Annotated in this window: 29 protein-coding genes; 14 read left to right on the top strand and 15 right to left on the bottom strand. The window is 64.8% G+C overall.

Translation table 11 applies throughout. The features are described from left to right. Nucleotides 1-36: 36 nt before the first annotated feature. Both IVB23_RS02045 and IVB23_RS02040 read right to left on the bottom strand, forming a co-directional pair. Entirely contained in the window at nt 37-462 is a 426-nt protein-coding gene (locus IVB23_RS02045; RefSeq protein WP_197968512.1) for a translational machinery protein, read from the bottom strand. 164 nt (nt 463-626) lie between these two features. Further along, nucleotides 627-1,802, bottom strand: a complete 1,176-nt coding sequence (locus IVB23_RS02040; RefSeq protein ID WP_061881494.1) for an OpgC domain-containing protein — start codon at nt 1,800-1,802, stop codon at nt 627-629. 248 nt (nt 1,803-2,050) lie between these two features. Here IVB23_RS02040 and IVB23_RS02035 point away from each other — a divergent pair, with 248 nt between their 5' ends. The 3 genes from IVB23_RS02035 (at nt 2,051) to IVB23_RS02025 (ending at nt 3,673) form a co-directional block, all read left to right on the top strand. Beyond that, on the top strand, nt 2,051-2,356 hold the full coding sequence (locus IVB23_RS02035; protein ID WP_008567648.1) for an ETC complex I subunit: 306 nt from the start codon (nt 2,051-2,053) through the stop codon (nt 2,354-2,356). A 305-nt stretch (nt 2,357-2,661) separates the two neighbouring features. Continuing rightward, a complete protein-coding gene (locus IVB23_RS02030; RefSeq protein WP_247802347.1) occupies nt 2,662-3,156 on the top strand; it encodes an Lrp/AsnC family transcriptional regulator in 495 nt (164 codons plus the stop codon). 220 nt (nt 3,157-3,376) lie between these two features. Further along, the gene (locus IVB23_RS02025) at nt 3,377-3,673 is read left to right on the top strand and encodes a DUF3551 domain-containing protein (protein ID WP_247802346.1); all 297 of its coding nucleotides are present in this window, start codon (nt 3,377-3,379) and stop codon (nt 3,671-3,673) included. 94 nt (nt 3,674-3,767) lie between these two features. Here IVB23_RS02025 and IVB23_RS02020 read toward each other — a convergent pair whose 3' ends face one another. Then, entirely contained in the window at nt 3,768-4,796 is a 1,029-nt protein-coding gene (locus IVB23_RS02020) for an AraC family transcriptional regulator (protein ID WP_247802345.1), read from the bottom strand. A 113-nt stretch (nt 4,797-4,909) separates the two neighbouring features. Between IVB23_RS02020 and IVB23_RS02015 the strand changes: the two genes are divergently transcribed. Genes IVB23_RS02015 through IVB23_RS02000 form a run of 4 tightly spaced genes read left to right on the top strand, consistent with a single transcriptional unit; the run spans nt 4,910 to nt 10,631 of the window. Then, on the top strand, nt 4,910-6,082 hold the full coding sequence (locus tag IVB23_RS02015; protein WP_247802344.1) for an isovaleryl-CoA dehydrogenase: 1,173 nt from the start codon (nt 4,910-4,912) through the stop codon (nt 6,080-6,082). A 23-nt stretch (nt 6,083-6,105) separates the two neighbouring features. After that, complete coding sequence (locus IVB23_RS02010; protein WP_247802343.1) at nt 6,106-7,710, top strand: carboxyl transferase domain-containing protein; 1,605 nt, start codon at nt 6,106-6,108, stop codon at nt 7,708-7,710. A 4-nt stretch (nt 7,711-7,714) separates the two neighbouring features. Continuing rightward, entirely contained in the window at nt 7,715-9,718 is a 2,004-nt protein-coding gene (locus IVB23_RS02005; protein ID WP_247802342.1) for an acetyl/propionyl/methylcrotonyl-CoA carboxylase subunit alpha, read from the top strand. Between the two features lies 1 nt (nt 9,719). Further along, nucleotides 9,720-10,631 (top strand): hydroxymethylglutaryl-CoA lyase, encoded by a 912-nt coding sequence (locus tag IVB23_RS02000; RefSeq protein ID WP_247802341.1) that lies wholly within the window; start codon nt 9,720-9,722, stop codon nt 10,629-10,631. Between the two features lie 155 nt (nt 10,632-10,786). On the opposite strand, the gene IVB23_RS01995 is transcribed toward IVB23_RS02000, so the two are convergent. From IVB23_RS01995 to IVB23_RS01980, 4 genes are all read right to left on the bottom strand, one after another. After that, nucleotides 10,787-11,713, bottom strand: coding sequence for a dihydrodipicolinate synthase family protein (locus IVB23_RS01995; RefSeq protein ID WP_061881502.1), 927 nt, complete (start codon nt 11,711-11,713; stop codon nt 10,787-10,789). Between the two features lie 77 nt (nt 11,714-11,790). Then, nucleotides 11,791-12,774: a TRAP transporter substrate-binding protein gene (locus tag IVB23_RS01990; RefSeq protein ID WP_061881503.1), complete on the bottom strand. Its 984-nt coding sequence runs from the start codon at nt 12,772-12,774 to the stop codon at nt 11,791-11,793. Nucleotides 12,775-12,796: 22 nt separating this feature from the next. After that, nucleotides 12,797-14,062 (bottom strand): TRAP transporter large permease, encoded by a 1,266-nt coding sequence (locus IVB23_RS01985; RefSeq protein WP_247802340.1) that lies wholly within the window; start codon nt 14,060-14,062, stop codon nt 12,797-12,799. After that, nucleotides 14,062-14,670, bottom strand: coding sequence for a TRAP transporter small permease (locus IVB23_RS01980; protein WP_061881562.1), 609 nt, complete (start codon nt 14,668-14,670; stop codon nt 14,062-14,064). The genes IVB23_RS01985 and IVB23_RS01980 overlap by 1 nt, the downstream gene beginning before the upstream one ends. A 231-nt stretch (nt 14,671-14,901) precedes the next feature. Here IVB23_RS01980 and IVB23_RS01975 point away from each other — a divergent pair, with 231 nt between their 5' ends. Further along, nucleotides 14,902-15,585: a GntR family transcriptional regulator gene (locus IVB23_RS01975; protein WP_247802339.1), complete on the top strand. Its 684-nt coding sequence runs from the start codon at nt 14,902-14,904 to the stop codon at nt 15,583-15,585. Nucleotides 15,586-15,737: 152 nt separating this feature from the next. Here the strand turns inward: IVB23_RS01975 and IVB23_RS01970 are convergent, their stop codons facing one another. Genes IVB23_RS01970 through dctP form a run of 3 tightly spaced genes read right to left on the bottom strand, consistent with a single transcriptional unit; the run spans nt 15,738 to nt 18,666 of the window. Next, entirely contained in the window at nt 15,738-17,096 is a 1,359-nt protein-coding gene (locus IVB23_RS01970) for a TRAP transporter large permease (protein WP_126257748.1), read from the bottom strand. After that, nucleotides 17,093-17,647 carry a TRAP transporter small permease gene (locus tag IVB23_RS01965; protein ID WP_028176438.1) on the bottom strand — a complete coding sequence of 185 codons (555 nt, stop codon included), beginning with the start codon at nt 17,645-17,647 and terminating at the stop codon, nt 17,093-17,095. Before IVB23_RS01965 ends, IVB23_RS01970 begins: the two co-directional genes overlap by 4 nt. Further along, nucleotides 17,644-18,666, bottom strand: coding sequence for a TRAP transporter substrate-binding protein DctP (gene dctP / locus IVB23_RS01960; RefSeq protein ID WP_247802338.1), 1,023 nt, complete (start codon nt 18,664-18,666; stop codon nt 17,644-17,646). The genes IVB23_RS01965 and dctP overlap by 4 nt, the downstream gene beginning before the upstream one ends. Nucleotides 18,667-18,980: 314 nt before the next feature. Between dctP and IVB23_RS01955 the strand changes: the two genes are divergently transcribed. Next, on the top strand, nt 18,981-19,226 hold the full coding sequence (locus IVB23_RS01955) for a pentapeptide MXKDX repeat protein (protein ID WP_028176436.1): 246 nt from the start codon (nt 18,981-18,983) through the stop codon (nt 19,224-19,226). A 135-nt stretch (nt 19,227-19,361) separates the two neighbouring features. Here IVB23_RS01955 and IVB23_RS01950 read toward each other — a convergent pair whose 3' ends face one another. Next, nucleotides 19,362-19,709 carry a DUF6481 family protein gene (locus IVB23_RS01950; RefSeq protein ID WP_061881510.1) on the bottom strand — a complete coding sequence of 116 codons (348 nt, stop codon included), beginning with the start codon at nt 19,707-19,709 and terminating at the stop codon, nt 19,362-19,364. A gap of 267 nt (nt 19,710-19,976) precedes the next feature. On the opposite strand from IVB23_RS01950, the gene IVB23_RS01945 reads away from it, so the two are divergent. From IVB23_RS01945 to IVB23_RS01935, 3 genes are all read left to right on the top strand, one after another. Further along, nucleotides 19,977-20,213 carry a hypothetical protein gene (locus IVB23_RS01945; RefSeq protein ID WP_061881511.1) on the top strand — a complete coding sequence of 79 codons (237 nt, stop codon included), beginning with the start codon at nt 19,977-19,979 and terminating at the stop codon, nt 20,211-20,213. Between the two features lie 77 nt (nt 20,214-20,290). Next, nucleotides 20,291-20,521, top strand: a complete 231-nt coding sequence (locus tag IVB23_RS01940) for a hypothetical protein (RefSeq protein WP_061881512.1) — start codon at nt 20,291-20,293, stop codon at nt 20,519-20,521. A gap of 183 nt (nt 20,522-20,704) precedes the next feature. After that, nucleotides 20,705-21,460, top strand: coding sequence for a hypothetical protein (locus IVB23_RS01935; RefSeq protein WP_061881513.1), 756 nt, complete (start codon nt 20,705-20,707; stop codon nt 21,458-21,460). A gap of 272 nt (nt 21,461-21,732) precedes the next feature. On the opposite strand, the gene IVB23_RS01930 is transcribed toward IVB23_RS01935, so the two are convergent. Beyond that, a complete protein-coding gene (locus IVB23_RS01930; RefSeq protein WP_028176431.1) occupies nt 21,733-21,894 on the bottom strand; it encodes a hypothetical protein in 162 nt (53 codons plus the stop codon). Nucleotides 21,895-22,003: 109 nt separating this feature from the next. Beyond that, on the bottom strand, nt 22,004-22,198 hold the full coding sequence (locus tag IVB23_RS01925; protein ID WP_247802337.1) for a hypothetical protein: 195 nt from the start codon (nt 22,196-22,198) through the stop codon (nt 22,004-22,006). A 253-nt stretch (nt 22,199-22,451) separates the two neighbouring features. Here IVB23_RS01925 and IVB23_RS01920 point away from each other — a divergent pair, with 253 nt between their 5' ends. Continuing rightward, entirely contained in the window at nt 22,452-22,664 is a 213-nt protein-coding gene (locus IVB23_RS01920) for a hypothetical protein (RefSeq protein ID WP_061881515.1), read from the top strand. Nucleotides 22,665-22,803: 139 nt separating this feature from the next. On the opposite strand, the gene IVB23_RS01915 is transcribed toward IVB23_RS01920, so the two are convergent. Next, the gene (locus IVB23_RS01915; protein WP_028176428.1) at nt 22,804-23,031 is read right to left on the bottom strand and encodes a DUF2171 domain-containing protein; all 228 of its coding nucleotides are present in this window, start codon (nt 23,029-23,031) and stop codon (nt 22,804-22,806) included. A gap of 113 nt (nt 23,032-23,144) precedes the next feature. Here IVB23_RS01915 and IVB23_RS01910 point away from each other — a divergent pair, with 113 nt between their 5' ends. Beyond that, nucleotides 23,145-24,419 carry a hypothetical protein gene (locus IVB23_RS01910; protein WP_197969359.1) on the top strand — a complete coding sequence of 425 codons (1,275 nt, stop codon included), beginning with the start codon at nt 23,145-23,147 and terminating at the stop codon, nt 24,417-24,419. Nucleotides 24,420-24,458: 39 nt separating this feature from the next. Here IVB23_RS01910 and IVB23_RS01905 read toward each other — a convergent pair whose 3' ends face one another. After that, the gene (locus tag IVB23_RS01905; protein ID WP_247802336.1) at nt 24,459-24,701 is read right to left on the bottom strand and encodes a hypothetical protein; all 243 of its coding nucleotides are present in this window, start codon (nt 24,699-24,701) and stop codon (nt 24,459-24,461) included. Nucleotides 24,702-24,708: the final 7 nt, after the last annotated feature.

The following is a 24,708-nucleotide window of genomic DNA, read 5'->3' as shown; positions in this document are numbered from 1 at the left end:
CATCATCGCGCCCCGGGCTGTCGAGGCCGTGCAGTCCTAACCCGAGTGCCGCTCGCCTGTTGCCGAGCCCGGTGTCTGCACGCGCGGCAGCGGCATTTTGAAGTGACGCTTCGCATAGGCGACGATCTCGGCGTCCGAAGGATGATCGGCCGCTTCCACCGCGACGATCCGCTTGGCCAGATCGGGGGCGCTCGCGTGAATGTGGTCGGCAAGCTCCGTCTTCGCGCTCGCCGGACCGATGATGAGGATCTCGCCGGCATCGGCGACGGCTTTGGTCACCTCAGTGTAGAACGCCTTGTCGGGAGCTGCATGGCCGCTGCCGATCGCATTGGCCTTGTGATGAAGATGGCGTGTCGCCAGGTGCGGATGCAGCGTGATTTCGTCGGAGCCGCCGAGGCCGAAATGGAAGATCCTGGCCTGCGAGTGGTCGATCCATATCACGGCGTGGAAATGAGAAGGCATGGGTTCGGGCCTTGTGCGAGAGGAGTCCGCCCGCGGTCGGCGCGGCGGCGCGATGTCGCGGCGACATTATGCGGGACGGCGCCGCCTCTGTTGACCCAAGTCAATTCGATCCCGGCCCGACAAGCGGGGCAACGGAGGCCTCGCGCTCCGAAGGCGGCGCCCGCTCAGGCCGCCTTCGTCGCGGCTGCCCCCGGCTTCGGCGGTGGCGGCTTCAGCGGCTTGTCCTGCTTCTTCGACCACGAGATGTAATAGGCCACCGTCGTCATGATCGCGATGCCGGCGACGCTGACGAAGATCTGCGCTAGCAGCGAACCCGAGCTCATCGAGAGCTCGAAATGGCCGACGAACGACAGGAACACGCCGACGCAGAACACGGCGAGCGACTGCTGGCCGCAGACGATCAGGGGATCGAACACCCTCCATTCCAGCCCCGGCCACTCCTTCGGCACGAAGCGGATCACCAGGATCACGATCACCACGAAATGGAGGAAGCGATACGGCGCAAGGTTGGTCTTGTCATTCGGGTTGAAGGCCGAGAACAGCCATTCCGGGAACATGCCGCCGAGGGTGGGGAAGCGGCCGGCCATGGTCATGACCAGCGCGAATAGGAGATAGCCGAGGCAGAGCCACAGCGTGATCGGCGAATTGATCAGCGTCATCGAGCGCCGGGCCCCGCCCATCGCGCACCAGGCGCCGAACACGAACAGCACCTGCCAGCAATAGGGGTTGAAGTACCACTGGCCGGCCGGATAGGCCGTCAGGTTGAGGCCGTAATGGCGCGCGGCCAGCCACAGCACGATTGACAGGACCATCGTCAGGTCGGGCTTGCGCAGCATGAACCAGAGCACCGGCGGAAACAGGCCCATCAGCACGATGTACAGGGGCAGCACGTCGAGATTGAGCGGCTTGAAGCGCAGGAACAGGCCCTGGCGCAACGTCTCGGTGGCGTTGTCGACGAGGCCGGCGACGTTGAACTCGTTGATCATCTCGGAATCGCCGAAGCGCAACGCCAGATAACTGATCGACGCGATATAGATCACGAACAGGATGATGTGGGCGACATACAGCTGCCAGACTCGTTTGGTCAGCCGCGTGGCGCCGACGATGAAGCCGCGCTCCAGCATCATCCGCGCATAGACGAAGGAGGCGGTATAGCCAGAGATGAAGACGAACAGGTCGGCCGCGTCGGAAAAGCCGTAGTTGCGGGTCGTGATCCAGTTCACGACGTTGTCGGGGATATGGTCGAGAAAGATCGCCCAGTTCGCGACGCCGCGAAACAGGTCGAGCCGGAGATCGCGGCCCTTGTCGGGAAGCGTTGCACTGATGTTCAGGAAGGCCATGCGACGGGAGCTCTCGAAGAGATCGGATAGGCTGATGAGGCAGTGCCGCCGGGCGGAATCCCGGCGCCGAAGGCAGGTACGGAATTGTCACGGTGCAGCATAATGACTATACCGTTGGCGAGGGGCCGGGGAGCCGGAATCACCGATCAAGTCCCGATCGGTTTCTCTATACTATCCCTGAGGTTTCCACCAACTGCCACCGTGACGCATCGAAATCGAACGAACAGTCGAAGAGGCCCGGACCAGCCATGACCGCACGCATTTTCAAGCCTGCCAAGAACGCGATGCAATCCGGCCGGTCCAAGACGAAGGAATGGCAGCTCGATTACGAGCCGGAGCAGCCGCGCTCGGTCGAACCGCTGATGGGCTGGACGTCGTCCGGCGACATGAAGCAGCAGATCACGCTGCGCTTCCACAGCAAGGAAGAGGCTGTCGCCTATTGCGAGCGCAAGGGCATCGCCTATCAGGTCATCGAGCCCCAGGAATCGATCCGCCGGCCGGTCGCCTATGCCGACAATTTCTCGTTCCGCCGCGGAGAGCCCTGGACGCATTGAGGGGCGGGCGAGCTCTATCGGCACGTCATTGCCCGGGCTTGTCCCGGCATCCACGTTTTGGCCGCATGAGCTCGGCCTGCATGGTTCGAGACGCCCGCTTTGGCGGGCTCCTCACCATGAGGGTCTGATATCTTGCCGCGAAGCGTGACGTCATCCTGAGGGCCCGCCGGGGCGGGCGTCTCGAAGGATGGGCCGCAGGCAAGCTTCCCGCCACGCTTTTAGCCTCGGGGACGCTTAAGGTGGTTGGCATCAATTCCGCCACGTGCTTCGCTGCCTCGCGTGACGAGCTCATGGCGAGGCGGGGTATGGCGGAGCGTGACCAGCTCGACGGCGTCGATCTGAAGATCTTATCCGAGCTGCAGCAGGACGGGCGGGTGCGCAACAACGAACTGGCGCTGCGCGTCGGCGTGTCCGCGCCGAACTGCCTGCGGCGGTTGAAATCGTTGTTCAGCCGCGGCGTGATCCGGGCGGTGCGCGCCGTCATCGACGAGCGGCGGCTCGGTTATGAGGTGGTGTCGTTCGTCTCGATCCAGCTCGGCAGCCAGGCCCAGCCGGTGCTGGAGGCGTTCGAGAGCTCGATATCAGCGATCCCGCGCATTCAGCAGTGCTGGCGGATTTCGGGCGACACCGACTATCTGCTGAAATGCGTGGCGCCGAGCGTCGAAAGCATGCGCCAGCAGCTCCTGCATTTCGCGGCGATGCCGGATGTGAAGAACGTCCGCAGCTTCCCGGTGCTCGGCGTCGCCAAGGATGTGCCGCTGCCGTTGCAGGAGGTCGCCGCGGCGGCGCCGGCAGGATAGGATCGGAAATGCTCCCGTGCGGCCAAACCAGAATTTCATGCAATCCGAACAATGATACATGAGTCACTCACCTAACTGTGACATGTGAATTGGGAAGCCCTGCAATGCGCTGAGCCGTGATTGCCGGTTCCCCTGCGCCGCCTAGATGCGAGGGGCGACCCCTCAGCGTGTTGGCATGCCGAGGCCTCTTTTGTGGGACCCTGAAGCAGGAATAGACACCATGACATCGATTTCGAAGACGTTCGTCGCATCCGCTGCGACGCTGTTTGCATCCGCGTTTCTCATGATGACCGCACCGGCTGCCAAGGCCGATGACTTCTGCATCACCAACGGCGCGCAGGCCGCTCACGGCTGTGGCTATCCGACGATGGAAGCGTGCCGCGCCGCGGCGGGCGGTATCGGCGGCACCTGCTCGCAGAGCGGTGGTGCGAAGGCCTCGAACGACGCGTTCGCTCAGCAGCCGAAGCAGACCCGCTCGCGCAAGCTCCGGTCGGGCGGCCAGACCAACTCGAACTAACGTCGCCAGTCGAGACCGGTTCAGAGACGTTACGGCCTCCGAGATCCATCTCGGGGGCCGCAGTTCATGACGACCACGCAGCGCACGCGCTCGCTCACCGGTACCGGCCGCGAAACTCGCGCGGGGAGGTCCCGGTCCAGCTGCGGAAGGCGCGCGAAAAGCTCTTTTCGTTGCGGAAGCCGGCGATCTCCGCGATGCGCTTGATCGGCGTGCGGCCGCGCATCAGCTCCTGCTTGGCGAGCTCGAACTTCGCCTCTTCCTTGAGATCGCGCAGCGAGGTTGACTCCTCGCGCAGGCGCCGGTGCATGGTGCGGGTGGACAGCGCCAGCTCGCGCGCGACATCCTCGGCGCCGAGAATGCGCCCGCGCGCATTGCGGAGCACGCGGCGCACGCGCTCGACCAGCAGCCGGTCGCGCCGGTAGGGCAGCACGGTCAGCCGCAACGCGCCCTTGAGCATGTTGTCGAGATCGGCCGCGCTGCGCGTGAGCGGCAGCGACAGATAGTGCTTGTCGAAGACGATGCTGGCGCGGTTCGCATCGAAGCGGACGGCCCGGCAGAAGATGGTCGGATAGACCGAGACGTGGCCGGGCTGCGGGTAAGGGAATTCAGCCGCGCGGAGCGCGATCTGGGAATCGACGGCCCAGCACGAGAAGCCGAGCACGTAGCGGAACAGCGTGACCAGGCAGAACTCGCGGCAGGGCCCGAGGTCGCGTCGCTCACGGATCGAGACGACCGCGGTCTCGTCGCCGAGCTCGAGATCGAGCAGCACATCCTCGGTGACCAGGCGGTGATGCCGGCACCAGCGCTTGAGTGCGACCTCCAGCGTCGGCGCGGTGATCGAGGCACGGCACAGCATGCCATAGGTGCCCCAAGGCAGCCGCCGCGAGAACCAGCCGAGCGCCTCGTCGTCGAGCTCGCGCATGGCATGGCCCGCCAGCGCCTCGAATTGGGCGGCGGTGACTCGTCCGTCCGGAGAATTGAGCAGGTCCGGCGCGACCTGGCCCCGGTTCAATGCCTCCGCGGGATCGCGGCCGTATCGCTCATAGGCGGCGACCACGCCCCGGACGAAGGCGGCCGGAGTGACGGCGCGGCGCGGGATCGCGGTGGCGGCTTGAAAAGGCATCGGAAATCCCTCCTGAAAATCCTCGCCAAGTTTGGCGGAAAATGCAACCTTTTCGACTGCAAGAGGGCCGGGACCCCGCTAGGTTCGGACCCCAAAATACGGAGGAAATCGCCTTGAACATCCCGAGCATCGACTTCGATCTGGGCGAAGACATCGGCATGCTGCGCGACACGCTCCGCGCCTTCGTGGAGGCGGAGATCACCCCGCGCGCGGCCGAGATCGAGAAGGCCAACCTGTTCCCGGCAGACCTGTGGAAGCGCTTTGGCGATCTTGGCCTGCTCGGCATGACCGCGCCGGAGCAGTATGGCGGCTCCAACATGGGCTATCTCGCCCACATCGTCGCCATGGAGGAGATTTCGCGCGGCTCGGCTGCGGTCGGGCTGTCCTACGGCGCCCATTCCAACCTCTGCGTCAACCAGATCCGCCGCAACGGCAACGACGCCCAGCGGCAGCGCTATCTGCCGAAGCTGATCTCGGGTGAGTATGTAGGTGCGCTCGCGATGTCCGAGCCCGGCGCCGGCTCCGACGTCGTCTCGATGAAGCTGCGCGCCGACAAGCGCGGCGACCGCTACGTGCTCAACGGCTCCAAAATGTGGATCACCAATGGCGGCGATGCCGACGTGCTGGTGGTCTACGCCAAGACCGATCCGGAGGCCGGCCCGCGCGGCATGACCGCGTTCCTGATCGAGAAGGGTTTCAAGGGCTTCAGCCACGGCCAGCATCTCGACAAGCTCGGCATGCGCGGCTCCAACACCTATCCGCTGTTCTTCGACGAATGCGAGGTCCCAGAGGAGAACGTGCTCGGCAAGGTGGGCGAGGGCGTCAAGGTGCTGATGTCCGGCCTGGACTATGAGCGCGCGGTGCTCTCGGGCGGCCCGCTCGGGATCATGGCGGCCTGCATGGATGCGGTGGTGCCCTACATGCATGAGCGCAAGCAGTTCGGCCAGCCGATCGGCGATTTCCAGCTGATGCAGGGCAAGCTCGCCGACATGTATTCGACCTGGCAGGCCACGCGTGCCTATGTCTACGCCGTGGGCCGCGCCTGCGACCGCGCCGACCACGCGCGCAGCTTGCGCAAGGATGCGGCGGCTGCGATTCTCTATTCCGCGGAGAAGGCGACATGGATGGCGGGCGAGGCGATCCAGGCGCTCGGCGGGGTCGGCTATACCAGCGAATTCCCGGTCGGACGGCTCTGGCGCGACGCCAAGCTGTACGAGATCGGCGCCGGCACCTCGGAGGTTCGCCGCATGCTGATCGGCCGCGAGCTGATGGCCGAGACGGCTTAAACGTTCACCTCATTGGAATCACCATGCCGCTCCATTCCAGCATCGATCCGTCTTCATCCGACTTTGCGCGCAACTCCGAGGCCATGCGCGCGCTCGTCGCTGACTTGCGCGAAAAACTCAGCCAGGTCGCCGGCGGCGGCGGCGAGGTCTCGCGCAACCGCCACACCGCGCGCGGCAAGATGCTGGCGCGCCAGCGGGTCGATCTGCTGGTCGACCCCGGCACATCGTTCCTGGAGCTGTCGCCACTGGCGGCCTACGGTCTCTATGGCGGCGACGTGCATTCGGCAAGCGTCGTCACCGGCGTCGGGCGCATCGCGGGCCGTGAATGCGTCATCGTCGCCAATGATGCCACCATCAAGGGCGGCACCTATTATCCCATGACCGTGAAGAAGCATCTGCGGGCGCAGGACATCGCGCGGCAGAATAATCTTCCCTGCGTCTACATGGTCGACTCCGGCGGCGCCTTCCTGCCGCTGCAGGACGAGATCTTTCCCGACGAGCGTCACTTCGGTCGCATCTTCTACAACCAGGCGCAGATGTCGTCGCAGGGCATTCCGCAGATCGCGATCGTGATGGGCTCCTGCACCGCGGGCGGTGCCTATGTGCCGGCGATGTCCGACGAGAGCATCATCGTGCGCAACCAGGGCACCATCTTCCTCGGCGGCCCGCCGCTGGTGAAGGCCGCGACCGGCGAGGTCGTCAGCGCGGAAGAGCTCGGCGGTGCCGACGTGCATTCGCGACAATCCGGTGTGACCGATCACTATGCCCAGAACGATCCCCATGCGATCGGTATCGCGCGGCGCATCGTCGGCACGCTGAAGCCGCCGGTACGGCCGAACCTGAACATGCATCCGCCGCGCGATCCGCTGTTCGCGGCGGAGGAGATCTACGGCGTGGTGCCGGTCGACGGCAGAAAGCCGTTCGACGTGCGCGACATCATCGCGCGCGTGGTCGATGGCTCCGAGTTCGACGAGTTCAAGAAGCTCTACGGCACGACGCTGGTGTGCGGCTTCGCCCATATCTGGGGTTATCCGGTCGGCATCATCGCCAACAACGGCATCCTGTTCAGCGAGAGCTCGCTGAAGGGCGCGCATTTCATCGAGCTGTGCTGCCAGCGCGGCATTCCGCTGGTGTTCCTGCAGAACATCACCGGCTTCATGGTCGGCAAGAAATACGAGGCCGGCGGCATCGCGCGCGACGGCGCCAAGCTGGTGACGGCGGTGGCGACCGCCTCCGTGCCGAAATTCACCGTCGTGATCGGCGGCTCCTACGGTGCCGGCAATTACGGCATGTGCGGCCGCGCCTACTCGCCGCGCTTCCTCTGGATGTGGCCGAACGCGCGCATCTCGGTGATGGGCGGCGAGCAGGCCTCGATGGTGCTGAGCCAGGTCCGCCGCGACAACATCGAAGCCAAGGGCGAGAACTGGTCGAAGGAAGAGGAAGACAAATTCCGCGAGCCGATCCGTGCGCAGTATGAGAGCCAGGGGCACCCGTATTACGCGACCGCGCGCCTCTGGGACGACGGCGTGATCGACCCGGCCGACACCCGCCTCGTGCTCGGCCTTGGCCTCTCGGCCGCATCGAATGCGCCGATCGAACCGACGAAATTCGGCCTGTTCAGGATGTGATGCGATGGACCGCTCAAAGCTCTACCGGCGTTTTCGCACGCTCCTGATCGCCAACCGGGGCGAGATCGCCTGCCGCGTCATCCGCACCGCCCGCGCCATGGGCCTGCGAACGGTCGCTGTCTATTCCGAGGCCGACCGCGACGCGATGCATGTCGCGCTCGCGGACGAAGCCGTGCTGCTCGGTCCCGCCCGGGCCCGCGACAGCTATCTCAATGTCGAGCGGCTGATCGAGGCCGCGCGCAAGACCGGCGCCGAGGCTGTGCATCCCGGCTACGGCTTCCTGTCGGAGAACGCCGAGTTCGCGCAGGCCTGCCTTGAAGCGGGGCTCGTCTTCGTCGGCCCGACCGCCGGGATGATGAATGCGATGGGCTCGAAGTCCGGCTCGAAGGCGCTGATGGAGAAGGCCGGCGTGCCGCTGGTGCCTGGCTATCACGGCGAGGCCCAGGACGAGGCGACGCTTTCGAAGGCTGCGGACAGGATCGGTTTCCCCATCCTGGTGAAAGCGTCGGCCGGCGGCGGTGGCCGCGGCATGCGGATCGTGCGTTCGGCGGCAGAGCTTGGGCCCGCGATCGTCAGCGCCAAGCGCGAGGCTCTGGCGGCGTTCGGCGATGACCGCATGCTGATTGAGAAGTATGTCGACAATCCCCGGCATATCGAGGTGCAGGTGATCGGCGACAGCCACGGCAATCTGCTCTCGTTGTTCGAACGCGAATGCACGCTGCAGCGCCGGCACCAGAAGGTGATCGAGGAGGCGCCGTCGCCGACCCTCAACGCCGCGCAGCGCGAGACGGTCTGCGCCGCCGCGCGAAAGGCGGCCGGAGCGGTGAATTATGTCGGCGCCGGCACGATCGAGTTCGTCTCCGACGGCAGGGACGTGTTCTTCATCGAGATGAACACGCGCCTCCAGGTCGAGCATCCCGTGACCGAGCTGATATCAGGCATCGATCTCGTCGAGTGGCAACTGCGCGTCGCCTTCGGCGAGGCGCTGCCGCTGAAGCAGGACGAGATCCGGCTCAACGGCCATGCCGTCGAGGCGCGCGTCTATGCGGAGAATCCCACCAAGAACTTCATGCCGTCGGTCGGCAGGATCTCGACCTGGCGGCTGCCGGCGGAAGCCGGAGGCTTGCGCATCGATGCCGGCTATCGCGAGGGCGATAGTGTGTCGCCGTACTATGACGCCATGCTGGCCAAGATGATCGCCTGGGCGCCGACGCGGGATGTCGCGATCGAGCGGCTCAATCGCGGGCTGGAAGAGTCCGACGTCCGCGGCATCGTCACGAACATCCCGTTCCTGTCGGCGCTGATGACGCATCCGAAGGTGCGGGCGAATGCGATCGACACCGGCTTCATCGAGCGCGAGCTCGCGGTGCTGACGCGGGCCCCGCCGGCGCCCGGCGAGCTCGAGCTTTGCGCCGCGGTGGCTGCGATCCTCAATGATGAGCGACAGGCCGCAGGTGCGCAGGCGAATTCGCCCTGGCAGACCTTCGGCTGGCAGCCGGTCGGCCGCCGCCAGCGCAACTTTGCCTTCCGTGTCGGGCACGGGCCGGAGCAGAAGATCACGCTGAATTACGGGAGTGGCCCCGCGACGCTGGTGATCGGCGAACGCGAGCTGGCGTTCACGACCACGGCGAAGGAAGGCGGCTTCGACTTGACGCTGGACGGCGTCAAATCGCAGGTCGCAGCCGTGATCGACGGCCACGAGCTATATTTGCGCACGCGCAACGGTCGCTTCGACCTGCACTGGGTGGATCCGTTCGGCGGCGAGAGCGAGGAGCAGGCCGGCGAGGACAAGATTGCAGCGCCCTTGCCGGGCACGGTGGTTGCCGTGCTCGCCGTGGAGGGGGAGAGCCTCGAGAAGGGCGCGCCGATCCTGACCCTGGAAGTGATGAAGATGGAGCAGACGCTGCGTGCACCCTTTGCCGGCGTGCTGAAGTCGATCAAGTGCAAGGTCGGCGACATCGTCCAGGAGGGCGTCGAGCTCGCCGTGGTCGAGCCTTCCGGAGAGTGACATGAGCGATCCCGTCCGCATCATCGAAATGGGGCCGCGCGACGGTCTCCAGAACGAGAAGACGCCCGTCGGCGTCGAGGCCCGCATCGCCTTCGTCGAGGCGCTGGTCGCGGCCGGCCTCCATACGGTCGAAGTCGGCGCCTTCGTCTCGCCCAGGGCGATCCCGCAGATGGCAAGCTCCGATGCCGTGCTGCGCGGCGTCAGCCACATCAAGGGCGCCGAATTCCACGTGCTGGTGCCGAACGAGAAGGGCTATGACGCCGCGCGTGCCGCGGGCGCCGAAGTGGTCTCGGTGTTTGCGGCCGCCTCGGAAGGTTTTTCGCGCGCCAACATCAACTGCACGGTCGCGGAGTCGATCGAGCGCTTCAAGCCGGTGCTAGCGCGCGCCAAGGCCGATGGCGTCAAGGTGCGCGGCTATATTTCCTGCGTGCTCGGTTGCCCCTTCGACGGCGAGATCAAGCCGAAGGCGGTCGCCGATCTCGCCAGCACGTTGTTCGAGCTCGGCTGCTACGAGATTTCGCTCGGCGACACCATCGGGGTCGGCACGCCATCCAAGGCGAAGGAGATGCTGCGCGCGGTCAGTGCCAGCATCCCTCCCGCCAGGCTCGCGATGCATTTCCACGACACCTACGGCCAGGCGCTCGCCAACCTCTATGCCGGAATGGAAGAGGGCGTCCGCGTCATCGACGCCGCCGCCGGCGGCCTCGGCGGCTGCCCCTATGCGCCGGGCGCGACCGGCAACGTCGCGACCGAGGACGTCGTCTACATGCTCGAAGGCATGGGGATCAGGACCGGCGTCGACATGGAGAAGCTGCTGGCGGCCACCAACGCGATGAGCGGCGTGCTGGGCAAGCCGCCCGTGAGCCGCGTGGCGTCCGCGCTGAACGCCAAGAAGAATCGGGCGAGCTCGTAAAGCTTCGTAGGGTGGGTTAGCCCTGTGATCGCGCGAAGCGAAATCACTGGGCGTAACCTACCTCTTTGGTATCCGCGGAGACGAAAGTGGTGGGTTACGCCCAGCGACTGCGCTTTGCGCAGCCGCAGGTCTAACCCACCCTACGAAACCTGCGGTCAGGCCGCCTTCAGGCCGACATCCGGCAGGCGCGGCCGGTTCTTGAGCGCCTTGGCCATCATGGCCTCGACCTCGGCCTTTTCGTGCGGCAGCAGCGCCAGGCGGGGCGGGCGGGTCAGGGCGGTGCCGCGACCCATGATATGCTCGCAAAGCTTGATGCACTGGACGAGGTCCGGGCGGGCGTCGAGATGCAAGAGCGGCATGAACCATTCGTAGAGCGGCATCGCCTCGGCAAAGCGTCCCGCCTTGGCGAGGCGGAACAAGGTCTCGCCCTCGCGTGGGAAGGCGTTCGACATGCCGGAGACCCAGCCCACGGCGCCCATGGCGACGCTCTCGACGATGACGTCGTCCAGCCCTGCGAACAGCACGAAGCGGTCGCCGACCATGTTCCTGGTGTCGATGAAGCGCCGCGTGTCGCCCGAGGAATCCTTGAAGCAGACGACGGTCTCGACATCGGCGAGCGCGGCCAGGATGTCCGGGGTGACGTCGTTCTTGTAGATCGGCGGATTGTTGTAGAGCATCACCGGCAGGTCGGTCGCCGAGGCGACGGCGCGGAAATGCGCGGCGGTCTCGTGCGGCTTGGAGGAATAGACCAGCGCCGGCATCACCATCACGCCGTCGATGCCGATGCGTGCGGCTTCCTTGGCGGTCTCGACCGCAAAGGCCGTGGTGAATTCGGCGATGCCGCACAGCACCGGAACGCGGCCTTTCGCGACCGACTTCGCGGCTTCCATGATCGCGATCTTTTCCTTGCGCTCGAGCGAGGTGTTCTCGCCGACCGAACCGCAGACGATCAGGCCGGAAACGCCGTCGCGGATCAGTCCGTCCATGACCTTGGCGGTCGCCTCGATGTTGAGCGACAGATCGTCGTTGAACTGCGTGGTGACGGCCGGGAAGACGCCTTCCCAGGAGATACGTGGGCTCATTGCTTGGCTCCGATTGGAATTGGTGCCGGCGGATCGTTCGATCCGCCGGGCATTGACGTGAGGGCGATGGGTAGGGATCAGAGCGTCGCGCCGACCTTGCGCAGCTCGGCGAGGACGGGGGCCTTGGGCAGCCAGATCTTGTCGAATTCGGCGATCACGGCCTCGGTGTCCTTGGCGTCGACCTGGCGGATCGGGATCGGCGCGTTCTTGAAGTTCTGGATCAGCGTGGGCTCGTTGCCGGCGAGCTCGTCGATCTGCGCGTCCAGCGTCGTCTTGATCGTTTTCGTGATCAGCTCGCGGTCGGCGGCGGGCAGCGATTGCCAGACGCGGCCGGAAACGACGGCTGCCATCGGCATGAAGACCGCGTTCATCTGCAGGATCACTTTCGACACCTTGTCGAAGCGCTGGTTCCAGGAGAATTCGAGATCGGCCTCGAGGCCGTCGACCTGGCCGTTGGCCATGGCGTCGAACACCTGCGGCGTCGGGATCGGCGTCGGAGCTGCGCCGAGCGAGGAATAGAAATCGCGATAGACCGGCGTCGGATTGATGCGCAGCTTCATGCCCTTGATGTCGGCCAGCGAATTCAGGTCCTTGGAGGAAAACACCGCGCGCATGCCGGTGATGCCCCAGCCCAATCCAATCGTGCCGGTCTCCTGCGGCAACACCTCGAACAGCTTCACCGCCGCCGGATGTCGCACGAGCTTTGCGACCGAAGGCGTCGAGCGAACGATGTAGGGCGCGTTGATCGCGGCGATGTGCGGAACGCGTGAGCCGAGCTCGGCGGCCTGGATGAAGCCCATGTCGAGCGCGCCGGACTGCAATTGCTGCATCATCGCGGTCTCGTTGCCGAGCTGGCCGGAGTGGAACACGGTCAATGTCAGGCGGCCGTTGGTGGCGGACTTGAGATCCTCGCCGAATTTGAGCGCGGCCTTATTCCAGGAATGGCCGTTGGGCGTGATCAGGCCGAGGCGGAATTCCTTGGCCTGGGCGAGGGCAAGCGATGGGGCAAACACCGAGGCGGCGGCACTGGCGGCGAGAAAGCGGCGGCGTGAAAGCGACATGGTCGGGCTCCTATTGGATGGCCTATTTGACGAGGATCAGCGAGAGCGAGGGATAGAGCGAGAGCAGCACCAGTAGGACGCAGGAGATGACGAAGAAGGGCAGCGTCACCATGAACATCTTGCCGGGCTTGGCGCCGGTGACGGCGGCCGCGACGAAGAAGCAGAGCCCGACCGGCGGCGACAGCAGGCCGAGCACCAGGTTGATCACCACCACGACGCCGAACTGCCGGGGGTCGATGTGATAGATTTCGGTTGCCACCGGCAGCAGGATCGGCACGGTCATGATCAGCCCGGGAATGCCGTCGATCACCGTGCCGATCACCAGCAGGATCACGTTGCAGATCAGCATGAAGCTGACGGGGTCCTTGGCGACGGTCTGGATCCAGGCGGCGGTCTCCTGCGGCACCTTGCCGAAGATCAGGACCCAGGAGAACACGGCGGCGGCTGCGACCAGGAACAGCACGATCGCCGAATAGATGGCGCTACGCAGCATCATCTGCGGCAGCTGCGAGAACTGAAACTCCCTGGTCCAGTATTTTCCGACCAATGCCGCAGCGACCGCGCCGACGGCCGCCGATTCCGTGGCGTTGGCGAGGCCGCCGAGGATGGTGCCGACGATGACGATCGGGATCAGCAGCGTCGGCGAGGTCCGCAGGATCGTCATGACGCGCTGACGCGGGGTCTGGTAATCCGCGCGGGGGTAGTTGTAGACGTATCCCATCAGCGCGATGACGAGGCAGAACATCACGGTGAGAATGACGCCCGGCACGATGCCGGCGATCAGCATGTCGCTGACCGAGACCTGCGCCAGCACGCTATAGACCACGAACATCACCGACGGCGGGATGATCGGGCCGAGCATGCCGCCATAGGCGGTGAGGCCGGCGGCGAAGGTCTTATCGTAGCCCTTCTTTTCCATCTCCGGCACCATGATCTGGGCCATGATCGCGACCTGCGCCGTCGCGGATCCCAGGATCGAGGAGATGAACATGTTGGCGAGGATGTTGACGTAGGCGAGCCCGCCCTTGAGCGAACCGACGAAGGCCATCGCCATGTCGACGATGCGCCGCGTGATGCCTCCGCCGTTCATGATCTCGCCAATCAGAATGAAGAGCGGGATGGCGATCAGGCCGTAGCTGTCGACGCCGCCGAAGAGCTGGAGCGGGTAGGACTGGAACAGCACGGGGTTGCCGGATGCCGCGATGTAAACGAGGCCGGCAAGACACAGGCACAGGCCGATCGGCACGCCGACCAGCATGAATGCCATGAAGGCTGCTGACGTGATCATCAGTTGACCCCGTCCAGCTCGGAGAGCTGGAAGCCTTTCGGCGCGGTGCGCGGGACCAGTCCGAGATCTTCCAGCAGATTGGCGAGACCGTGAATGGTCATCGATACCGCGAAGATCGGCAGCGTCAGATAGAGCACCCAGGTCGGCCAGTTCAGCGTCTGGGTGCGCTCGGTGTAGAGGAAGTTGAAGGTTTCGGCGGCGAGCTTGCGCCCGTCGAAGCCGGCGCGGGCGAGGCCAACCGGGTCCATCCAGAGCACGCAGGTCACGATCAGGGCGACCCCGAACACGACGACCAGGCCGGTCGAGATCACCTTGGCGATCTTCTGGTGCCGCGGCGACAGCCGTTCCGTCAGCATCGTGACCGCGAAGTCGAGCCGCAGCCGCGTCATCGCGGAGGCGCCGATGAAGGTCAGCCAGACCACGCAATAGACCGCGGATTCATCGATCCAATAGATCGGGAAATGGGAGTAGCGGGTGACGACGTTCACCAGGATCAGTCCGGTGAGGAGGTACATCAGGCCCATCAGCGCGAGCCGTTCGCAGGCGAGCAGGGCACTCGACATCCGGACGATCGTACGTCGGAGGCTGAGTGCGCGCGTGGCCGGCATGGTCTGCTCGATCATGAAAGAGGCCTTAACCCCCGAAGAATTGTCGTGCGATTGCCAAATGTATAATTTATACATTTTTGGAGTCAAACGGAGTTTGCGGTCATTTCGGCGGCAGGGCGCGGTTTTACTGGGCACCTTGCTTTTGGAGCGCCTGGCTTTTGCCGGGCACCTCGACATGCAAGACAGGGACCGCGTCGGCCGAACGAGTCGGGAAGGACAACAGAAGGTCAGATGAAACAGCCTCTGAAGCATCGCACCCTGTCGGCTGCGATCGTCGATCAGCTCCGGCAGGCGATCCTCGACGGCACCTATCCGGCCGGATCGCAGCTGCGCCAGGACGCGCTTGGGGATGCTTACGGCGTCAGCCGCATCCCGGTGCGAGAGGCGCTGTTCCAGCTCGAGGCGGAAGGCCTGGTGCGGATCGTGCCGCAGAAGGGCGCCATCGTCTCCGAGCTGTCACTGGACGAGATCAACGACGTCTTCGACCTGCGCCGCATCCTGGAGCCGCGATTGCTGGCGCAGTCGGCGCCGCGCTTCGGCACGGAGGATTTCGAGGGACTCGACGACATCCACAAGAGCTTCGAGAAGGCGATCAAGGCGCGCAATGTCAGCGAATGGGGGCAGCTTAACGCCGACTTCCACATGGCGCTCTACGTGCACGCGCCGCAACCCCGCACGCGCGCGATCGTGCTGTCACTGCTGCAGACCAGCGACCGCTACACGCGTCTGCAGCTCTCCAACACCAAGGCGATGGGCATTGCCGAGAAGGAGCACGCCCAACTGATCGCGCTCTGCCGCGCAGGGAAGGTGGAGGAGGCCTGCCGCTTCCTGGAGCGGCACATCGAGGCTGTGCGGAAGGATTTGCTGCAGGTGGTGGCGAACGCGCCGAAGGGGCGGAGGAAGGAGAATTCGTAGGGTGAGTTAATCGAGCAGATGCGCGAAGCGCATCTGCTCGGCGTAACCCACCACTGTTCGTCTCCGCGAAAGCAGAAGAGGTGGGTTACGTCGCGCGGATTGCGCTTCGCGCATCCGCACAGCTAACCCACCCTGCGGCAGTTGCGATTGCGTCACCTGCTCCCGTCCGGCCCCATCACGAGATCCGGCAGCCAGGTCGAGATCCCCGGTACCAAGCACAGCAGCAGCACCGCGAGCATCATCAGCAGCACGAAGGGCAGGGTGCCCCAGATCACCTCGCGCAGGGGAATGTCCGGCGCGACGTTGCGGATGACGAAGATGTTGAGGCCGACGGGCGGGTGGATCAGCCCCATCTCCATCACGATGGTCATGACCACGCCGAACCAGATGATGTCGAAATTGGCGGCGCGGAGCGGCGGCAGGATGATCGGGGCGGTCATCAGGATGATCGACACCGGCGGCAGGAAGAAGCCGAGCACGACCACCATGACGAGGATCGCGAACAGCAGTTCCCAGCGCGGCAGGTGCATCGCGACGATGGATTCGGCGACCGATTGCGAGATGTGCAGATAGCTCATCACGTAGGAATAGAGCAGCGACATGCCGATGATCATCATCAGCATGGTCGATTCCCGGATCGTCGACTTCATGATGGGGGCAAGGTCGCTCGGTCGCCACACGCTGTAGATCGCGGCGATCAGCGCCAGCGCGAGCAGGCCGCCGAGCCCTGCGGTCTCCGACGGCGTGGCGTAGCCGCCATAGAGGGCGATCATGACACCGGTGAGCAGCAGCACGAACGGGATCACGCGCGGCAGTACGCTGAAGCGCTCGGCGAGCGTGTACTCGTCACGCTGCAGGATCGGAGCCTCCGGTCCGCCGTTCTTGTAGGCCGCTTCGGCCGCGGCATATTCCTGCCGGAAGCGGATCACGGCGTAGGCGCCGAACAGCGTGACCAGCAGGAGGCCGGGCCCGATGCCGGCCAGGAACAGCCGCCCCAGCGACTTTTCGGCCGCAACCGCAAACAGGATCATGGTGATCGAGGGCGGAAGCAGGATGCCGAGCGTGCCGCCGGCGGCGATAATCCCTGCGGCAAAGCCGCCGGAATAGCCGCGCTTGCGCATCTCGGGGATGCCGGCCGAGCCGATCGCCGAGCAGGTCGCGGGCGAGGAGCCCGCCATCGCCGCGAACAGCGCGCAGGCGAAGACGTTGGCGACGCCGAGGCCGCCGGGGACCCGGTGCAGCCAGGCGTGCAGCGCTGAATAGAGATCCTGGCCGGCGCGCGATTTGCCGATCGCGGCGCCCTTCAGAATGAAGAGCGGGATCGACAGCAGCGTGATCGAGGCCATTTCCTCGTAGACGTTCTGCGTGACCGTATCGAGCGAAGCCGAGGGCATGTAGATGCCCATGAACACGACCGCGACCGCGCCGAGCGCGAACGCAATCGGCATGCCCGAGAACATCACCAGCAGCGTCACGATGCCGTAAGCGACGCCGATACCGAAAACGCTCATGGCCGCTTGGCTCCGACGAATGGCAGCGCAAGCTGCACGAGGATCTGGATGCAGAGCAGGCTCATCCCGAGCGCCATCAGCGAATAGGGAATGGCGAGCGGCGGCGACCACATCGAGTTCGAGACCTGGCCGTCGACATAGGCCTCATGGGCCAATGTCCAGGATTTCCAGGTGAAGAAGGCGCAGAACAGGAACGTGGCGGCGTCGACCAGCCAGAGCCGGATCCGGTTCGCCAGCGGCGAGAGCAGCCCGACGAAGGCCTCGATGCCGATATGGCCGCGGTTCTGTTGCACGTAGGCCGCCGTCATGAAGGTCGCGCCGACCAGCAGGAACACGGCGGCCTCGTCCTGCCAGTAATTGGCGGCCTTGAACAGAGCGCGGCTGAGCACGCTGTAGCTCAGGATGGTGCAGGCCGCGACCAGCGCGATCGACGCGAACACCACGATGATGCTGTTGAGGACGGCGAGACCGCGATCGATCGCTGGCGCAAGGCCGGTCCCTGCGGCAGCGATCGTCTTGTCGTCGCGGTCCGGAAGCGGACCGTGACTCATGCCGCGACGTCGATGGCGAGCTTGAGCAGGTTTGCCGCGGTCGCCGTCTTGGCGCTGTAGTCCTTCCAGGCGGTGTCGCGGGCGATGTCCCGCCACTTGCCGACGGTCGCGGCGTCGAGCGCGGAGACCTTGGCGCCGGCCTTCTCGTAGACCTTGGCGACCTCGACATCGTCATCCTGTGCGCCCTTGCGGCCGAACGCTTCGAGCTCGGTACCGACCGCGAGCAAAATGTCTTGGTGGTTCGTCGGCAGCTTGTCGAAGATCGCCTTCGACATCATCAGGGGTTCGAGCATGAACCAGTAGGAGGCGCCCGCGCCCGAGGTCAGGGACTTCGCGACCTCTTCGAGGCGGAACGAGATCAGGCTGGTCGAGGAGGTAATGCCGGCATCGCAGGCGCCGGTCTGCATCGCCGCGTAGATTTCGTTGGAGGGGACCGACAGCACCGAAGCCCCGGCGGTCTGAAGCACCATGTCCATCTCGCGCGAGCCGCCACGCACCTTCATGCCCTTGGCATCTTCAGGCGCGACGATCGGCTTGGAGCGGCTGGCGACGCCGCCGGCCTGCCAGACCCAGGTGAGCAGGATGATGCCCTTGTCGGCGAGGAAATCGGTCAGCGCCTTGCCGACCGGCTCCTTCTTCCAGCGCAGGCCCTGGTCGTAGGTGGTCACGAGGCCCGGCATCAGGCCGATATTGGTCTCCGGCACCTCGCCGCCGGCATAGGGCATCGGATAGAGGCTGATATCGAGCGCGCCCTTGCGCATCGCGGAGAACTGCGCGTTGGTCTTGATCAGCGAGGAGTTCGGATAGATCTCGGCGGCAATGTCGCCATTGCTGCGCTTGCTGACCTCGGCGGCGAACATGCGGCAGAGCCGGTCGCGGAAATCGCCCTTGTCGATGGTACCGCCCGGGAATTGATGCGAGATCTTCAGCGTGGTCGCGGCGTGCGCCGTACCGGTGCCGAAGCGGAGGATGGCGGGCGCAGCGACGGCGGTCGCGAGCAGATGGCGGCGCGTGAGCATGGCGTGATTTCCTTGGACGATTCTTGTTTGTGTGATTTCGGTCTAGTCCTTCAGACCGGCAGGTAGGCCCATCCTAGCCGGTCGTCCACCCGATATTCTCTCATCTGATAGTTCGAGACCGAACGTCCGGGCAAGGGCTGGCCGTGCTGCACTGCACACTTCCTGGTTGCGAGCCCGGAAGTACGCCGAACGAGAGATAGGGGAAGGCTCACCGAAATTTGTCGGCGGCGGCGTAACAACGCCGACTGGTGACCCGTCAGGATGAATAGCGGCGTCCGTCGCTGACAAACTCCATCTCGAAGGGAAGTTGAACCATGACCATTCGCACCCGCATCGTGCTCGGCCTCTCGGCCGCCGCTCTCTCGCTCGGCCTCGCTTTTGCCCCGGCCGCCTTTGCTCAGGACAAGATGGGCAAGGATGACGGCATGATGAAGAAAGACACGATGTCCAAGGACGGCATGATGAAGAAGGACACCATGTCCAAGGACGACGGCATGAAGAAGGACCACATGTCGAAGGACGGCATGAAGAAAGACGACGGGATGATGAAGAAGAATTGATCTTCGTCGTCCTCGCGCGGCGCCTGCCCTGGGGCAGGCCGCGCACCCTCCAATTCCGGTGGCGGCCTCTCAGGCCGCCTCCGGAACTGTGCTTTGGTTCAAGTTCAATGGGGCGCTACGAGCGCACCTTGCTTGTTACTTGCGCTTCGCCTTGCGGGCGGCGTAGCGCGCGTCGCGTTTGGCCTTTTGCTCGGCTTCGAGCGCAGCCAGTCTCTCGGCGGCTTCCTGGGCCTCGCGCGCGATCCGTTCGGCTTCGGCCGCCTTGGCTTCTTCCTCGATGCGCTTCTGCTCGGCCTTCTCCGCCTCGCGCGCAGCCTTCGCCTCGGCGCGCTTGGCCGCGAGTGCCTCGCGTTCAGCACGGCGCGCAAGCACCGCCGGATCGTCGGGGCCCGGTTGCGATTTGAATTTGTTCAAAAGATTTTTGCGGGCTTCCTGCGCCGCCTTTTGCCGGTCCGTGAAGCCGGGTTCCCTGAATCCACTCATCTACGAGCCTTGTCTTCCTCGCTTTCGATCCTACATTCGTGCCTGTTGGTACGTCGGCTGGGCATAGCGGGCGCCACGCGACGCTGTAGCGTGTACATCGGCGCGCGTCGCGAAGCCACCCATAATCGCAGCCGATCAGGTCAACGAAAAATCGCCTCCCCCCGACGATCTCTCGTAGCCCGGAAAAACTGCTGAATTGTGATGTCCCTCATAAGGGAGCACGAGCGCGACGCCTAGCGTCCGCCCGGAACGAGACGGAGCACGGGCATGATGACCTTCCGACCGAGCCTGAAGGCGCTCGCAATTGCCTTCGTCCTGGCAGGAGTGACCGGCGCCGCAGTGCTGTTCGCGCGCCCGCAGCCGGTTGACAGTGCCGTGCTGGGCGCGGACTGGGAATGCAGCCAGACCGCATTCGTGCTCACGACCTGCGCACCGCGGGTCCAGCGGGCGATCCCGGCCATCGAAACCTCACGCAAGGACGCGACCCCGCCGCCCCGGGGCTGAATTCGGGCAGGCTGATCCGGATGTGACGCGACGCCGCAGAGGTGATAAAGCCGCCTCGCCAGCGCGATCAGGCGGCCATGTCCGAGTCCAAATCCGACCCCGGCGAGAAGCCGAATCCTCGCCCGAACAGTCGACCCCAGCGCCAGTCCGGGAACGACCGCCGTGGCGCGATCGCGGGATTGATCATCGCGATCGTGATTCTTGGCGTCGGCTGGTGGCTTGCCCGGGACCTCACCGCAGCCAGCAAGATGCAGGATTGCCTGATGTCCGGGCGAACCAACTGCAACGTGATTGAGCCGGCTCGCTAGAGGCGCTTCAGCGCGGCCCGCTGGGAGCCCGTCGAGGCCAAAAATAGCTGTGATCTTAATCATTTGTAACGGGACTTAGCCGATCAAGCAGGTCAGTTATGTCGGCCGGCATAAGCCTGGTGCGAGCGAATCGTCTATCGCGCAAGGAATGACGGCGAGCGAGAGAGCAGGGGGCGAGCACGCATGAGTGCGTCCAAACGCATGAAGATCATCATTCCAATGGTTTCGGCCGTGTCGTTGCTGGCGCTTTCGGCGCAGGCTCAGGACGCAAGGCCGACGAGGGATGCCGCTCCGCCGCCAGGCCGCCAGGGCGTGGGCGCGCCACCCCCGCCCAATCAGAACATGCGCAAAGGTCCTCCGCAGCAGGCGGCCCGGCCCACTGACCAGCCCCATGCGGGTCCCGGTCGGCACAATGCCGGCGGCCCGCCGCCGGGACGTCACGTCGCTCGCGGGCCCGCTCCGGAACGTGACTGGGGCGGACACACCTATCGCGGCAATCGCGCCTGGGAAGGCGGCCGCTGGCGTCATGAGGTCCGCAACGGACGCTCCGGCTGGTGGTGGGACGTTGGCGGCGTCTGGTATTATTATCCGCAGCGAATGGCTGGCCCGCCTGCCTACATTTCGGAGGACTATATCGACGACGTGCCGGTGGCCTATGGCCCGCCTCCCGTCGCCTACGCGCCACCACCTCCGCCTCCGCCACCGGCTGACCCCGGCGCCAGCGCACTCGGCGGCGCGATCGTCGGCGGCGTGCTGGGCGGCCTGATCTCGGGCAACGCAACAGGAGCCGCCGCGGGCGCGGTTCTCGGCGGCGCGACGGGCGCGATCGCCGGTGCCACCGCTGCATCCCAGCCCGGCTACTACTGGGCGCAGGGCACCTGCTACTACCGCTATCCGAACGGCCAATATGTGCAGGCCGATCCCCGGGCGTGCTACTGAGTTTTCCAAGCGGATTGAGTACGGAGGCGGGCCCAGGCCCGCCTCTTTTTTTGTGCGCCGGCTTCAAATGAGCGCTGGCGCTGGCGGCCGCCTCACGCAAGTCTCAAAAGAAAAATATCCGGATGATTCGCGGGGGATGTGGGACATGCTGGATGCCATCCAGATCAGCGTGGCGCTTTGGGCCATGATCGTTTGCGGCGGGATCAAACTCTCTCAGGCGCTGTCTTGCCTGTTCTAAAGCAATGGACGAGGACGATCGCTCGCCTCGCGCGTCAGGACACGAGCCAGCTGAAGAATGCCATCGTGGCCCAGACCAGGCTGCCGATCCAGGCGACCATCACCACGCCGATGGTGCCAAGATACGCGATGCCAAGCAGGTTGGAGCTATGTCGCTGCTTCGGGACGATGACTTCCGTGGCTGCTTTGCGTGTCATGGCCGGGCCTCATCCAAGAAGCGTCGAAGCGCTGTTTAGCGGAGATTGCCGGGGACAGGCTGTGACGTAGTTCACAGATCTGTCCGTGAGGCCTCAAAGCACCCCGCAATCATACGGACGAAATTGCCATGGGCTTGTCCAGATGACCGGCTAGGATCGCCCCATGTGCACCGAGTACGATCCACAGCACGAAGCCGAGGCCGCAATGAAGCGGGCCGCGGAGGCCGAAGGTGCCGACCGGCAGCGGCTGATCCAGCTGGCCCTGGCGTGGCATCAGCTCGTCCGCGATCCACACGATGAGCATGTCGACTCCTCATCGTCAGCCGGCCACATGGCTCGGATTGAATAGGGCGGCCGAATGAGAAAAACCCCGTGCTCGGGGGACAAGCACGGGGTCCTTCAAAGCCGACCGGGGTTGGCAGGTCGGCACCACTCGAGTCGGATGTGCAACGCCCTGCTTGCGCGTTCGTTCCGCATCGGTCCGCGGCGCTGAGCTCCTGCACGGCTCGCGCGCTTGGGGCGCAGGAACATTCGTTCCAGGGCAGCGTTGTGCGGCTATGACCGATCCCGAGCTACGCGCACAGTCTTTCGAGATCGCCTGGCGATATCTCGACCAGTCCGGCCTGCTCACGGGCGAGCACAAGGATTCCGCCCGCTTCATCTTGAACCGGATCGACCGCATGATGTTGCGTGGAGAGCGACGCAGGCTGTTGCTGTCGAATGCCGCGATCGATGCCTATCGGCTGCGGCCCGTGCTCGTGAGTGCATGACCGACCTGGCTGAACCGGTCATTAACGAATCCTCGGCCCCGCAATTTGCGATCGCGATTCGTGCTTTGCGAACGAAGCGGAGTCGGATCGTGAACAAACAAAAAGCCCCCGAAGGGGCTCAGTGTTTCAGCTCAGTGTTTCAGGCGGCTTCCGTCTTCGGTACGGCGTCGGCATTCACCGACAGCTTGACGATATCGCCTTCGACGGCACCGACATATTTCGTATCGATGTAGTGATGATGGTCCTTGTGACCTTCCGGGCTGTCCTTGCGCGTCAGCTTGATGCGATTGCCCTCGACGCGATCGACGGTGCCGACATGTGCGCCGTCCTTGCCGATGATCTTCATGTGCTCTCTGATGTCAGCCATGCTGTCCTCCTTGTGTGGATTCAACTGCGAGGACGCGCGTTCGTTGCAGCGGGCGCGTTGGACCCACGGCGTTTTCCGGACGTTGACGTCCCATCGGAACCGTCAAGAAGCGCATGGAGACCATTCGAGCCTATCTGGAGCGAAAGCACGAGGAACTCAGGCTGTTGAATGACTGCCTGAGAAGCCGGTTCGATCTGGCGTGTCCGCGTTCGGTCGACGAGGTCGTCAGGTCCAAATTCCAGATCACTGCCGCGCTGAGGGCGGAGCACGAGTTGCAGGAGTGGAAGGCGACGGAGACAGCGTGGTCGCATACGGCCGATCCCGTCAGCGGGCCGTTCGCGTTCAGTTACGACTACCAGCGGGCCGATCTCACGGTGCGCGGTCCTTCGTTCTATGAACTCGACTGGGGCTGCACGAGCACCGCGGTCTATACCGCCTCGGGCATGGCCGCGATCTCCGCCGTGCTGCTCGCCTCCGCGCAAATTGTCGAGAAGGCCGATGTCCTGGTGCTTCCAGGCTCCTATGGAGAGACGCTGGAGCTGATCCAGGGCTTCGTCCCGCATTTGCGGCTCGAGGTCTTGAAGCTGCCGCTGGGCGATGCGTTTGTTCCGGCAAACTCGCCGCGAATACTTCTGTTGGATTCCTGCTCCTTCGCCGGCGCTTTCGAGGCGGCGCTGCGCTGTGACGGCTCGGGCCTCGACCTCCTGGTTTTCGACACGACATGCTTCGCCGGCAGGTCAGGCCGCATCAGGCGTGTCCTGAGATGGGCCCGGCGATACGGAATCCCGCAGGTGTTGGTGCGAAGCCACAACAAGCTCGATTCGCTCGGAGCGGAATATGGCCGGCTCGGCTCAGCCGTTTTCGTGCAAGGGAACGAGCATCAGCAGCAGCGGGCAGGGGGCGTTGAATGGGCTCGTCTCGCGTCCGAAACGCGAAGCGCGGTGCGGCTGCTCGGCGGCGCGGCGTTGCCGGCGCATTTCCCGCCCTTTGCAGGCAGTGCGGCGTACTGGGCCCTCACGAAGAGGCGTGTCGCGGCGATCTTGCGCAACGGCCGCAGCACGGCTCGATATTTCGCCGCGAAGCTCCCGGCGCTCTCGGCCGAGCTTCATTTCACCCACGGTCTGTACGTGACCCTCCGGGGAAAGCGCGTGCTCGACGAGGCGGCAGCGCGGCAGGCGGCCGAAAAGATGAGCAGCGAATTGCGCGGGGAGGGCTTCCCCATCCGCCACGCCGGCAGCTTCGGCTTCGATTTCGCGGCGACCGAATGGTTTCACGATGCGACCACGGACCAATATAGCGTCCGGGTGGCGGTCCCGGATCTTCCGACGGAGCTTTGGAATGATCTGGCCGCCGCAATCGCGCGGTGGTGGATGGCGCATCAGAGGTGAAGGGTGAATGCGCGGCATCGGCGACAGCCGCGCCCCGCATCAATCGATCGCCAGGCAATGCTCCAGGGCGGGCCTCTCGTGGCCGCGACGCGCCCACTCCTCAACGGCAAAGGCAAGGTGGTGCTGGCCCGTCGCGGCGCCGACGATCGATGCCTGCGCCACCTTGATGGGCTTTGTAACCACATTGGTGTTCACGAGGCCTGCGTCAATCGCTAAGTACGACATCGCGACAATCGCCACCGCAGATGCGATCGCCATTCTCGTCCATTCGGGTTGAGGCATCGGGGTC

This window comes from Bradyrhizobium sp. 191, from assembly GCF_023100985.1.
GTDB classification, from domain to species: Bacteria; Pseudomonadota; Alphaproteobacteria; order Rhizobiales; family Xanthobacteraceae; genus Bradyrhizobium; species Bradyrhizobium diversitatis.
This window is presented reverse-complemented; position numbering and strand designations above follow the sequence as displayed.